The following is an 11,386-nucleotide window of genomic DNA, read 5'->3' on the forward strand; positions in this document are numbered from 1 at the left end:
CATGGGACTCGCCAAGCGCATCATTCCGTGCCTGGACGTGGACGCCGGCCGCGTGGTCAAGGGCGTCAACTTCATCGGCATCCGCGACGCCGGTGACCCGGTGGAAATCGCCCAGCGCTACAACCAGCAGGGCGCCGACGAGATCACCTTCCTCGACATCACGGCGAGCCACGAGGACCGCGACACCACGGTGGAGATGGTCGAGCGCATCGCGGGCGAGGTGTTCATCCCGCTGACCGTGGGCGGTGGCATCCGCACCTGCGACGACATCCGCACCATGCTCAACGCCGGCGCCGACAAGGTGTCGATCAACACCGCCGCGGTGACCAATCCCGACTTCGTGCACGAGGCCGCCGAGCGCTTCGGCAGCCAGTGCATCGTGGTGGCCATCGACGCCAAGAAGGTCTCCGGGGAAGGCGAGCCGGACCGCTGGGAGATCTTCACCCATGGCGGACGCCGCCCCACCGGGCTGGATGCCGTGGAGTGGGCGAAGAAGATGGTGGCCTACGGCGCCGGAGAACTGCTGCTGACCAGCATGGATCGCGACGGCACCAAGGTCGGCTTCGACCTGGGGGTGACCCGCGCCATCGCGGACGCGGTGAGCGTGCCGGTGATCGCCTCCGGCGGGGTCGGCAACCTCGACCACCTGGTCGAGGGCGTCATCGACGGCGGTGCCGACGCGGTGCTGGCGGCCAGCATCTTCCACTTCGGCGAATACACCATTCCCGAGGCCAAGCGCTACATGGCCGAGCGGGGGATCGAGATGCGGCTGTAGGAAAACGACGGGCTCGCCATTTGGCGAGCCCCTTGCATTCTGGCCGGCCTGGGTCTACTCCTCGGCGGAGAGGCCCAGGTTGCTGACGCCCTCGTTGCGCCCCAGCCGACGCAGCGCCTTGAGTGCCTCGCGATCCAGCTCTCCCGCCTCCACGGCCTCGAGCACCGCGTCCTGGAAGTCGTTCTCGTCCGCCATCAGCGGATGGCCGCGCACCAGCTCGCCCAGCCGCGCGGCGTCCTCCTCGCCCTCGGTGAGCTCGATATAGGCTCGCACCCCGCTGCGGGACGCCCGGCTGACCTCCAGCACCGCCTCCGGGGCCTCGCCGCGCAGGGTGTCGAGCAGCGCCGAGAGGGCCACCACCGCCTCCAGGGCACGACGGGCACCGAAGCTGTCGTCTTCGCCGGGGGGCTCCAGGTCGGCGAGCTTCTCGGCCTGGCGGTCGAAGTCGATGCGTACCTCCTTCACCGCCAGCCGCTCCCAGACCAGGTCCAGGATCACCCTGATGCCATGCGGGTCGCCTTGGCCGGTGGTTTCGGCGTAGAGGCGGTAGTTGGGCAGCAGTCGCTCGCAGAGCGCCGCCATGAAGGCCTGCTGGCGTCGCGGGTCGAGCTGCTGCAGGCGTTGGAAGAAGCCGCTCATGGAGTCTCCTTGGGATCCTGTTGTCCGAGTTCTCGATGGATGGCAAGGGGCGCCGGGGGCAGGCCGGAGGGGAGGTCCTACGCCAGGGAAGGCGTCGGTAGCGCCCAGGGATGGGTTCACAGCGCCTCCCCATAGGCCTGTCGCCGAATCAGCCCCGCTGACGTTTCGCAGATCAAGGCCATAGAAGCTCCGCCGGGGCGCGCCCACGGGGATCGAACAGCACGCCCTCGGCGACCAGCCGCTTGCGCTGCTCATCGGCCCCGCCGTGATCTGCCAGCTTGCGGGAGGCGGTGATGACCCGGAACCAGGGCAGGCCGTGGCCGGCGGGCAGCTCACGCAGGGCCCGTGCCACCAGGCGCGGCGTGGCGCCCTCGGTCATTGCGGCGATGCGCCCGTAGGTGGTCACCCGGCCGGGCGGGATCTCGGCCAGGATGGTCAGTATCTGTTCCCGCAGCTCCGGCTTCATGTACCCTTGCGCTCCGTCCCGTCCGTCACTCGGTATTCCATCAAGGCGAGGCCCGCATGCACGTTCACCTTCTCCAGCACAGCCCCCACCAGGGACCGGCCCGCATCGCCGACTGGCTTGCCAGCATGGGCCACAGCCATACCGTCTTCCACCTCGATGCGGGGGAGCTGCCGCCGCGGCTGGCCGACGGCGATGCGCTGATCGTGCTCGACGGCCCGGAGGGCAGCCTCGAGGATAGCCGATGCCCCTGGCTCAGAGGCGAGCGCAAGCTGATCCACCAGGCGCTGGACGCCAACAAGCCGCTGCTGGGGATCGGCTTCGGCGCCCGGCTGATCGCCGAGGCGCTGGGGGCGGTGGTGGCCCGCGGCACCGTGGCCGAGACCGGCTGGCACCGGGTGGACCTCGCCCCGCTGAGCCCCGTCGACCTGCCTGACACCTTCGAGGCCTTCATGTGGCACCGCGAGGTCTTCGCGCTGCCCGACTATGCCCTGGCGCTGGGCCGCAGCGAGGCCAGCCCGCTGCAGGGCTTCACCTGGGACGACGGCCGGGTGGTGGCCCTGCTCTGCCATCTGGAGGCCACCGCCGCCAGCGTCACCGCCCTGCTCGACCATCAGGCGCCGCCCGAGGGCAGCGAGACCAGCCTCCATGCCCAGGACCGGGCAGCAATGCTCGACGACCCGAGGCGCTTCGACCGGCTGGCCCCGCTGCTCGACCGCCTGCTCAGCCAGTGGCTGGGCAGCACGGCCGCGGCATGAGGGCTCAGGCCGACTGGGGCTGCGGCCGGCCGTCCTTGCTCGCCGCCTCGGCCGACCACTCCCTGGCGACCTGCAGGCAGCTCTCCCAGTCGCCCACGTGGAGAAAGTGGCGCTCGGGGTGCTTCTCCAGCTGGTGGCGATAGAGCGGGTCATAGTATTCGGTCAGCAGCGGGGCCAGCCACGCCTCATGGGCCTGGCGGTTGCCCCGCTCATGCTCGCGGAAGGCGAGCGCCTGCAGGCGCTGCAGGCGCGCCAGGCGTTCGCTGCCCAGGCGCTTCCTCAGCCGGCCCAGGGCGGTGCTGAGCTGCTTGCGCATCAGCACCCAGCCCAACCAGTCGCCGAACTGCCGGCGATGGACCTCCCACAGGTCATCGATGTAGTCCTTGCGGATCTGCGCCAGCCGCCAGTCCAGCGGCATCTCGATTCGGATACGTGGCGCCGGCACCATGCCTTCCCAGAAGCGCAGCGGGATGTTGGCCGCCCCGATGCGCCGGGACTCGTCCTCCACCACCACCGGCCCGGGCAGGTCCAGCAGGCGCCGCCCCATGGCATGCTCGAAGTCGATCTGGCTGGGTGCCGGCAGCGGGTGGCGCCCGAAGGCCGAGCCCTTGTGGCGCGCACAGCCCTCCAGATCGAGCCCATTGTCCAGTGCCAGGATCAGCGGCGTCTTGGCACAGCCGGTGAGGCCGCCCACCACCAGCAGCGGCTGCTCGGTCGCACCGTCGATGCGTGCGCAGAGGGCCTGGCGCATCGCCTTCCAGCCACCGCGGATGCGCGGGCGCAGGGTGCCGACATCCGCCAGCCACTGCTGGGCGACCTGGGAGCGCAGCCCGCCACGGAAGCAGTAGATGATGGCATCGGGATGGGCGGCGAGAAGCCGCTGCCAGGCGGCGACCCGCGCCGCCTTGAGGCCGCCGCTGACCAGCCGCTCCCCCAGGGCGATGGCGGCGTCCTGGCCATGCGCCTTGTAGGCGATCCCCACGAGGTGGCGCTCCTCGTCGTCCATCAGCGGCAGGTTGACTGCCCCTGGCAGGGCGCCCTGGGCGAACTCCACCGGCGCGCGGACATCGATCAGCACGCGCCCTTCCCGCAGCAGTGCGAGGTCGGGCTCGACCAGCGGCAGGCTCATCCACGCACCTCGATCAACGCTTGCCCGCCGGCCTTGACGACCTCGCCGAAGGGCACGAGCTCGATGCCGTGCTGGCGGCCGATGCGTTCCACATCGTCCTCCCAGGAGGGGTGCACCGAGAGCAGCAGGCCACCGGAGGTCTGCGGGTCGCAGAGCCACTGCCAGTGGGCCTCGTCCATCTGCGGCAGGCTCGCGCCCAGCGCCTCGCGGTTGCGCTTGGTGCCGCCGGGCACCGCGCCCTGACGGCGGTAGGCCTCGGCCTCAGCCAGCCGCGGCAGGCGGCGGAAGTTGACCCGGGCGGCCACGCCACTGGCCGTGCAGATCTCGGCGAGGTGTCCGGCGAGGCCGAAACCGGTGACGTCGGTCATGGCATGCACGCCCTTGACCTTAGCCAGCTCCATGCCGATGGCATTGGACTTGAGCATGGTCTCCCGCGCCAGGCCCTGATGGCCGGGCTCGATCAGCCCCTGCTTCTCGGCGGTGGTCAGCAGGCCCACCCCCAATGGCTTGGTGAGGAACAGCAGGTCACCGGGCTTCGCTCCCTTGTTGAGCTTGAGATGCTCGAGGTCGACGAGGCCGTTGACCGCCAGGCCGAAGATCGGCTCGGGGGCGTCGATGGAGTGTCCCCCGGCCAGCGCCAGGCCGAGTTCGCGGCACACCGCCTGAGCACCGGCCACCACGTCGCCGGCGACGTCGGCGCCGAGCTTGTCCAGCGGCCAGCCGAGGATGCCCAGCGCCAGCACCGGCTTGCCGCCCATGGCATAGACGTCGCTGATGGCATTGATCGCCGCGATACGGCCGAAGTCGAAGGGGTCGTCGACGATCGGCATGAAGAAGTCGGTGGTGGCGATCATGCCGCGACCGTCGCCCAGGTCATAGACGGCGGCGTCCTCGCGCCCCTGGTTGCCGACGATCAGCCGCGAGTGGCTGGCTCCGGGGCCGGCCTTGGCGAGGATGCCGTCGAGCACGTCGGGGGCGATCTTGCAGCCGCAGCCGGCGCCGTGGCTGTACTGGGTCAGGCGGATGGCGCTCATCTCGTTCTCCTTGGCATTCACTAACCGCATTCTACATCAGAGTGGGGGGCCTAGAGGGCGTCCAGGGCTTCGGCAAGCTTGTCCACGGCGACCACCTCCATGCCCTCGGGCGAACGCTTGGGGGCATTGCCGCGGGGCACGATGGCCCGCTTGAAACCGTGCTTGGCCGCCTCGACGATGCGCTCCTGGCCACTGGGTACCGGGCGGATCTCGCCGGAGAGCCCCACCTCGCCGAACACCACCAGCTCCCGGGGAAGCGGCCGGTTCTGCAGGCTGGAGACCACCGCCAGCAGCACCGCGAGGTCGGCGCTGGTCTCCAGCACCTTGACCCCGCCGACCACGTTGAGGAAGACGTCCTGGTCCCCGGTGAACAGCCCGCCATGGCGGTGCAGCACCGCCAGCAGCATGGCCAGGCGATTCTGGTCGAGGCCCACGGCGACGCGGCGCGGGTTGCCCAGCGCCGACTCGTCGAGCAGCGCCTGGACTTCCACGAGGATCGGCCGAGTGCCCTCCCAGACCACCATCACCAGGCTGCCGGCACTCTGCTCCTCGTTGCGCGAGAGGAAGATAGCGCTGGGATTCTTCACCTCCTTGAGGCCGTGCTCGAGCATGGCGAACACGCCGAGCTCGTTGACCGCGCCGAAACGGTTCTTCTGGCCACGGAGTGTGCGAAAGCGGGAGTCCGCCCCGCCCTCGAGCAGCAGCGAGGCATCGATCATGTGCTCCAGCACCTTGGGGCCCGCCAGGCTGCCGTCCTTGGTGACGTGCCCCACCAGCATCAGCACGGTATTGCTCTGCTTGGCGAAGCGGGTCAGGGCCGCAGCGGACTCACGCACCTGGGCCACACCGCCGGGCGCCGAGGCGATGTCTTCCAGGTGCATGGTCTGGATGGAGTCGATGATCAGGATCTCGGGGCGCTCGCGCTCGGCCACGGCGAGGATGGTCTCGATGCTGGTCTCGGCCAGCATCTTCAGGCCCTGCACCGGCAGCTGCAGGCGATGGGCGCGCATCGCCACCTGGGAGAGCGACTCCTCGCCGGTGACGTAGACCACCTGGCGGGACTGGGCCAGCTTGCACGCGGTCTGCAGCAGCAGGGTCGACTTGCCGGCCCCGGGATGTCCCCCGAGCAGCACCGCCGACCCCGGCACCAGGCCTCCGCCCAGCACCCGGTCGAACTCCGCGAAGGTGGAGGAGAGCCTGGGTACCTCGCTGAGGTCGACGCTGGCCAGGTCGACCACCTCGCGGGACAGGCCGCCGGCATAGCCGCCGCGCGCGGTCGCGGAGGCGCCCGTGGCGGCACCGGGCCGCGCCGCCGAGAGACGAACCTCGCTCAGGGTGTTCCACTCCTGACAGCTGCTGCACTGCCCCTGCCACTTGCGGTACTCGGCACCACACTCGGTGCAGACGAAGGCGCTCTTCGCTTTGGCCATGCGGTGCTCTCTCCCACGGTCAGGGCCATCTTTCCATCCGCCACGGGCCTCGTGCCGATGGCATGCCCGCAACGACAAGGGGCGACCCTGAGGGCCGCCCCGCTACTGCGCATTCAGACGTTTACAGGCGCTTGAGCTGCAGCATCTCGCTGTTCTGGAAGCGCCGCAGGTTGGGATCGATCAGCTCGAGGGTCTGCTCATCGACGCGCAGGAAGTAGTAGGTCTGCCCTTCGCCATCGGGGGTCAGCTCGTAGACGGTGGCGGTGGGATCCTGCTCGGTTCCCTCGAGGACCTCCCAGTTACCCGCGTAGTTCTCGTCCGGCGGGTCCTGCGGGTGCTCCCGATAGGAGGCCTCGAGGTCGAAGGTGCGCTCATCGGACGCATCCTGCTCCTCGCCGTTCAGGGTCACGTTCAGGTCGATGCCGTCGCAGTTGCGACACGGCAGGGTTCCCTGGTAGGTCGCCGTGGTCGCTTCCATCTCGGGAGCGGCGGCCTGGTCGGTGGGTCCGGCGGCGCAGCCGGCCAACAGGGCGGCCAGGGCAGTGCCGGCCAGCAAGGTCCTGATTTGCATTTGTGTCCTCCTAACCAATGGGCATGACGCCGTGATGCACGGCAGCCTGAGTGACAGCATAACCTCTCGTGCCCTCAGCGGACAGCCTTCCCGCCATGCGTCAGGCCAGCGGATAGACATGGGTGAAGATCAGTGCCAGCACCAGCGGCATGACCACTAGGCTGCCCAGGTTGCCGATCAGCACCAGCGAGGCCACCTTGTGGGGCTCCTGGCGATATTGCTCGGCTACCAGATAGTTCAACACGGCCGGCGGCAGGGCGGCAAACACCCATAGGGCCGCCGCCTGGAGGCCCGACAGGTCGAGCCACCAGATCAGCGGCACGGCAAGCACCAGCCCCGAGAGCGGACAGAGCACCGCCCCGAGCAAGCCCGTCTTCCAGTCGCCGAAGTCGATGTCCAGCATCCGCACGCCCAGGGCGAAGAGCATCAGCGGAATGCAGACCCCACCCAGCATGTGCAGCGCCTCCAGGAACCAGCCCGGCAGCGGCACACCGCCCAGGTTGACGGCGAGGCCCGCCAGGCTCGCCAGCACGATGGGCATGCGCAGGAGCCGCCACAGGGGGGTATGCGGGCTGAGCATGTAGAGCCCCACCGAGAAGTGCAGCAGCATCTCGATGATGAACAGCACCACCGCCGCCGGCAGGGCCTTCTCGCCGAAGGCCAGCACGAGCAGGGGGATCCCCATGTTGCCGGAGTTGTTGAACATCATCGGCGGCAGGAAGGTCTTGGTCTCGAGCTTCAGCCACTTCGCCACCGGCCAGAGCACAAGCCCCGATCCCAGCACCACCACGGCCCCCGCCAGGGCCAGGCTCGCATAGTCCGCCAGGGGTGCCTGGCGGTCGGCGAGCACGGCGAACACCAGCATCGGCACGAACAACTCCATGTTGAGGGTGTTCAGGCCGCGGATGTCCGGCGTGCGAAAGCGGCCGTAGAGGGTCCCGCAACCGGCGATCAGGAAGACGGGCAGCAGGGTGGCGAGGATCTGGGCGGTCATTGCATGGGTCCGTAGGCAGCGAATGATCGATGGCGGCCCCGAGACTAGCATGGCCGCGGCTTGCGCGGTCACGCCGCTCGGGTCACCATGACCAAAGTCCAATCCCCCGAGCGAGTGACCATGAGCAAGTTCTGGAGCCCCGCCGTTCGCGAGCTGACGCCCTATGTCCCGGGCGAGCAGCCCCGCGAGCGCCTGATCAAGCTGAACACCAACGAGAACCCCTATCCGCCGGCCCCGGGGGTCGAGGCCGCCCTGCGCAACTTCCCCGCCGACCACCTGCGGCGCTATCCGGACCCGGAGTCCCGCGCCCTGCGCGAGGCCCTGGCGGCGGAGCTCGGGGTAGCGACAGAGCAGGTGTTCGTCGGCAACGGCTCCGACGAGGTGCTCGCCCTGGCCTTCCAGGCCTTCTTTCGCCAGGCGCGGCCGCTGGAGATGCCGACCATCTCCTACAGCTTCTATCCGGTCTACTGCCGCCTCTATGGTGTCGAGCGCCGCACCCACCCGCTCGACACCGAATGGCGCGTCGATCTCGATGCCTTCTACCAGGATGCCGGCGGGGTGATCTTCGCCAACCCCAACGCCCCCACCGGCCATGGCCACGGACGCGAGGCCATCGCCGGACTGCTCGATCGTGTTTCCGAGGCGGTGGTGCTGGTCGACGAGGCTTACGTGGACTTCGGTGGCGAGAGTGCCGTGCCGCTGGTCGAGCGCTTTCCCAACCTGCTGGTCACCGGGACCTTCTCGAAGTCGCGCAGTCTGGCCGGGCTGCGGCTCGGCTATGCCGTAGGCTCCCGCGAGCTGATCGAGGGGCTGGAGCGGGTCAAGGACTCCTTCAACTCCTACCCCGTCGACAGCCTGGCCAGTGCACTGGGCATCGCCTCCCTGGCGGACCACGAGCACTTCGAGGCCTGTCGCGAGGCGGTGATCACCACCCGCGAACGCACCCGGGTGCGACTCGAGAGCCTGGGCTTCCAGGTGTTGCCCTCGCAGGCCAACTTCGTGCTGGTCAGCCACCCGGAGCTCGATGCCGCCCAGCTCTTCGTGGGCCTGCGCGAGCGCGGCGTGCTGGTGCGCCACTTCAACACCGAGGTGCTGCGTGACCACCTGCGGATCTCCATCGGCACCGATGACGAGATGGACAGCCTCGTCGAGGCGCTCGAGAGCCTTTGCCGCTAGGGCCGCCCATGGTCAAGGAACGTCCTCGACTGCCCCTCGCCAGGGTCCATCACGTGGCACTGATCACTGCCGACTACGCCCATGCCCGACGCTTCTATCTCGAGGTGATGGATGCCGAGATCATCCACGAGACCTGGCGAGCCGAGCGTGACAGCTACAAGCTGGACCTGCGCCTCCCGGGAGGTATCCAGCTCGAGCTGTTTTCCTTCCCCTCTCCGCCGCCACGCCCCAGCTACCCCGAAGCCTGCGGGCTTCGTCATCTCGCCCTGGCCACTTCGGACCTCGAGGCCTGCATCGACCTGCTGAGGGCCCGTGGTGCGCAGCCGGAACCCATTCGGGTCGACGAGATCACGGGCGCACGCTTCACCTTCCTGGCCGACCCCGATGGCACCCCGATCGAGCTGTACGAAGTGCCAACGCCGGAACGGCGGCCCTAAACGAGGAAACCCCAGCGTCGTTAGAAGCCGGGGTTCCTGAAATGAAAAAACCCCGTGCTCTTTCGAACACGGGGTTTTCTCGGAATAGGTGCCTGACGATGACCTACTCTCGCATGGGGAGGCCCCACACTACCATCGGCGCTGAGCGGTTTCACTGCTGAGTTCGGCATGGGATCAGGTGGTTCCCGCACGCTATGGTCGTCAGGCGAAAAACGGTGAATCATGCTGGCGAGAACGTCTCGTCGTATCCGGCTGTCGGTCGCCATCGGCAGACCGCTTGGGTGTTATATGGTCAAGCCTCACGGGCCATTAGTACCGGTTAGCTCAACGCCTTGCAGCGCTTCCACACCCGGCCTATCAACCAGCTGGTCTCGCTGGGCCCTTCAGGAGGCTCGAGGCCTCGGGGATGTCTCATCTTGAAGGGGGCTTCCCGCTTAGATGCTTTCAGCGGTTATCCCGTCCGCACATAGCTACCCGGCAATGCCACTGGCGTGACAACCGGAACACCAGAGGTGCGTCCACTCCGGTCCTCTCGTACTAGGAGCAGCACTTCTCAAACATCCAACGCCCACGGCAGATAGGGACCGAACTGTCTCACGACGTTCTAAACCCAGCTCGCGTACCACTTTAAATGGCGAACAGCCATACCCTTGGGACCGACTTCAGCCCCAGGATGTGATGAGCCGACATCGAGGTGCCAAACACCGCCGTCGATGTGAACTCTTGGGCGGTATCAGCCTGTTATCCCCGGAGTACCTTTTATCCGTTGAGCGATGGCCCTTCCATACAGAACCACCGGATCACTAGAACCTACTTTCGTACCTGCTCGACGTGTCTGTCTCGCAGTTAAGCACCCTTATGCTCTTGCACTCAATGCACGATTTCCAACCGTGCTGAGGGTACCTTCGTGCTCCTCCGTTACGCTTTGGGAGGAGACCGCCCCAGTCAAACTACCCACCACACACGGTCCTCGATCCGGATCACGGACCTGAGTTAGAACGCCAATGATGCCAGGCTGGTATTTCAAGGTTGGCTCCACCCGAACTGGCGTCCGGGTTTCCAAGCCTCCCAGCTATCCTACACAAGCAACATCAGCGTCCAGTGTGAAGCTATAGTAAAGGTTCACGGGGTCTTTCCGTCTAGCCGCGGGTACACAGCATCTTCACTGCGATTTCAATTTCACTGAGTCTCGGGTGGAGACAGCGTGGCCATCATTACGCCATTCGTGCAGGTCGGAACTTACCCGACAAGGAATTTCGCTACCTTAGGACCGTTATAGTTACGGCCGCCGTTTACCGGGGCTTCGATCAGGAGCTTCGCGTGAGCTAACACCATCACTTAACCTTCCGGCACCGGGCAGGCGTCACACCCTATACGTCCGCTTGCGCGTTTGCAGAGTGCTGTGTTTTTAATAAACAGTTGCAGCCACCTGGTATCTTCGACCGGTTCAGGCTCGGGGAGCAAGTCCCGTCACCCTATGCCGGCGTGCCTTCTCCCGAAGTTACGGCACCATTTTGCCTAGTTCCTTCACCCGAGTTCTCTCAAGCGCCTGGGTATTCTCTACCTGACCACCTGTGTCGGTTTGGGGTACGGTCCCACTGTATCTGAAGCTTAGAGGCTTTTCCTGGAAGCGTGGCATCGATGACTTCCTGACCGTGGTCAGTTCGTCTCGTCTCTCGGCCTTGGGGAACCGGATTTGCCTGACTCCCCAGCCTACTGACTTTCACCAGGACAACCAACGCCTGGCTCACCTAGCCTTCTTCGTCCCCCCATCGCAATACAGTGAGGTACGGGAATATTGACCCGTTTCCCATCGACTACGCCTTTCGGCCTCGCCTTAGGGGCCGACTCACTCTGCTCCGATTAGCGTCGAACAGAAACCCTTGGTCTTCCGGCGGGGGAGTTTTTCACTCCCCTTGTCGTTACTCATGTCAGCATTCGCACTCGTGATACCTCCAGCAGACCTCTCGATCCACCTTC

11 protein-coding genes and 2 rRNA genes are annotated in these 11,386 nt (G+C 66.9%); 4 read left to right on the forward strand and 9 right to left on the reverse strand.

Features of this window, described 5'->3' with window-relative positions; all coding sequences use genetic code 11:
- The first annotated feature begins 1 nt into the window (after position 1).
- A complete protein-coding gene (gene hisF, locus QLQ86_RS18485; RefSeq protein WP_282817947.1) occupies positions 2–775 on the forward strand; it encodes an imidazole glycerol phosphate synthase subunit HisF in 774 nt (257 codons plus the stop codon).
- Between the two features lie 54 nt (positions 776–829).
- Here hisF and QLQ86_RS18490 read toward each other — a convergent pair whose 3' ends face one another.
- Positions 830–1,414: a YjaG family protein gene (locus tag QLQ86_RS18490; protein WP_282817948.1), complete on the reverse strand. Its 585-nt coding sequence runs from the start codon at positions 1,412–1,414 to the stop codon at positions 830–832.
- Between the two features lie 172 nt (positions 1,415–1,586).
- Complete coding sequence (locus QLQ86_RS18495; RefSeq protein ID WP_282817949.1) at positions 1,587–1,880, reverse strand: MGMT family protein; 294 nt, start codon at positions 1,878–1,880, stop codon at positions 1,587–1,589.
- Between the two features lie 56 nt (positions 1,881–1,936).
- Here QLQ86_RS18495 and QLQ86_RS18500 point away from each other — a divergent pair, with 56 nt between their 5' ends.
- Positions 1,937–2,635 carry a type 1 glutamine amidotransferase gene (locus QLQ86_RS18500; RefSeq protein WP_282817950.1) on the forward strand — a complete coding sequence of 233 codons (699 nt, stop codon included), beginning with the start codon at positions 1,937–1,939 and terminating at the stop codon, positions 2,633–2,635.
- A gap of 4 nt (positions 2,636–2,639) precedes the next feature.
- Here the strand turns inward: QLQ86_RS18500 and mnmH are convergent, their stop codons facing one another.
- The 5 genes from mnmH to QLQ86_RS18525 all read right to left on the reverse strand — a co-directional run bounded on the left by mnmH (position 2,640) and on the right by QLQ86_RS18525 (position 7,793).
- On the reverse strand, positions 2,640–3,764 hold the full coding sequence (mnmH, locus tag QLQ86_RS18505) for a tRNA 2-selenouridine(34) synthase MnmH (protein ID WP_282817951.1): 1,125 nt from the start codon (positions 3,762–3,764) through the stop codon (positions 2,640–2,642).
- On the reverse strand, positions 3,761–4,798 hold the full coding sequence (gene selD, locus QLQ86_RS18510; RefSeq protein ID WP_282817952.1) for a selenide, water dikinase SelD: 1,038 nt from the start codon (positions 4,796–4,798) through the stop codon (positions 3,761–3,763). Before selD ends, mnmH begins: the two co-directional genes overlap by 4 nt.
- Before the next feature lie 50 nt (positions 4,799–4,848).
- Entirely contained in the window at positions 4,849–6,228 is a 1,380-nt protein-coding gene (radA, locus tag QLQ86_RS18515) for a DNA repair protein RadA (RefSeq protein ID WP_282817953.1), read from the reverse strand.
- 121 nt (positions 6,229–6,349) lie between these two features.
- Positions 6,350–6,799: a copper resistance protein NlpE N-terminal domain-containing protein gene (locus QLQ86_RS18520; RefSeq protein ID WP_282817954.1), complete on the reverse strand. Its 450-nt coding sequence runs from the start codon at positions 6,797–6,799 to the stop codon at positions 6,350–6,352.
- A gap of 100 nt (positions 6,800–6,899) precedes the next feature.
- Positions 6,900–7,793: an AEC family transporter gene (locus QLQ86_RS18525; protein ID WP_106230265.1), complete on the reverse strand. Its 894-nt coding sequence runs from the start codon at positions 7,791–7,793 to the stop codon at positions 6,900–6,902.
- Between the two features lie 120 nt (positions 7,794–7,913).
- Here QLQ86_RS18525 and hisC point away from each other — a divergent pair, with 120 nt between their 5' ends.
- Both hisC and gloA2 read left to right on the forward strand, forming a co-directional pair.
- Positions 7,914–8,969, forward strand: coding sequence for a histidinol-phosphate transaminase (hisC, locus tag QLQ86_RS18530; protein ID WP_282817955.1), 1,056 nt, complete (start codon positions 7,914–7,916; stop codon positions 8,967–8,969).
- An 8-nt stretch (positions 8,970–8,977) separates the two neighbouring features.
- Positions 8,978–9,406, forward strand: coding sequence for an SMU1112c/YaeR family gloxylase I-like metalloprotein (gene gloA2, locus QLQ86_RS18535; protein WP_282817956.1), 429 nt, complete (start codon positions 8,978–8,980; stop codon positions 9,404–9,406).
- Between the two features lie 90 nt (positions 9,407–9,496).
- On the opposite strand, the gene rrf is transcribed toward gloA2, so the two are convergent.
- Positions 9,497–9,612: ribosomal RNA gene (gene rrf / locus QLQ86_RS18540) — 5S ribosomal RNA — on the reverse strand.
- A gap of 82 nt (positions 9,613–9,694) precedes the next feature.
- A 23S ribosomal RNA gene (locus tag QLQ86_RS18545) occupies positions 9,695–11,386 on the reverse strand; the annotation flags it as partial.

The sequence above is a fragment of the Halomonas rhizosphaerae genome (genome assembly GCF_030012485.1).
Taxonomy (GTDB): domain Bacteria; phylum Pseudomonadota; class Gammaproteobacteria; order Pseudomonadales; family Halomonadaceae; genus Halomonas; species Halomonas rhizosphaerae.

Excerpts from the sequence above, each read along its gene's own strand:
- hisF (WP_282817947.1), top strand. The coding sequence starts at position 2 with ATGGGACTCGCCAAGCGCATCATTCCGTGCCTGGACGTGGACGCCGGC.
- QLQ86_RS18490 (WP_282817948.1), bottom strand. The coding sequence starts at position 1,414 with ATGAGCGGCTTCTTCCAACGCCTGCAGCAGCTCGACCCGCGACGCCAG.
- QLQ86_RS18495 (WP_282817949.1), bottom strand. The coding sequence starts at position 1,880 with ATGAAGCCGGAGCTGCGGGAACAGATACTGACCATCCTGGCCGAGATC.
- QLQ86_RS18500 (WP_282817950.1), top strand. The coding sequence starts at position 1,937 with ATGCACGTTCACCTTCTCCAGCACAGCCCCCACCAGGGACCGGCCCGC.
- mnmH (WP_282817951.1), bottom strand. The coding sequence starts at position 3,764 with ATGAGCCTGCCGCTGGTCGAGCCCGACCTCGCACTGCTGCGGGAAGGG.
- selD (WP_282817952.1), bottom strand. The coding sequence starts at position 4,798 with ATGAGCGCCATCCGCCTGACCCAGTACAGCCACGGCGCCGGCTGCGGC.
- radA (WP_282817953.1), bottom strand. The coding sequence starts at position 6,228 with ATGGCCAAAGCGAAGAGCGCCTTCGTCTGCACCGAGTGTGGTGCCGAG.
- QLQ86_RS18520 (WP_282817954.1), bottom strand. The coding sequence starts at position 6,799 with ATGCAAATCAGGACCTTGCTGGCCGGCACTGCCCTGGCCGCCCTGTTG.
- QLQ86_RS18525 (WP_106230265.1), bottom strand. The coding sequence starts at position 7,793 with ATGACCGCCCAGATCCTCGCCACCCTGCTGCCCGTCTTCCTGATCGCC.
- hisC (WP_282817955.1), top strand. The coding sequence starts at position 7,914 with ATGAGCAAGTTCTGGAGCCCCGCCGTTCGCGAGCTGACGCCCTATGTC.
- gloA2 (WP_282817956.1), top strand. The coding sequence starts at position 8,978 with ATGGTCAAGGAACGTCCTCGACTGCCCCTCGCCAGGGTCCATCACGTG.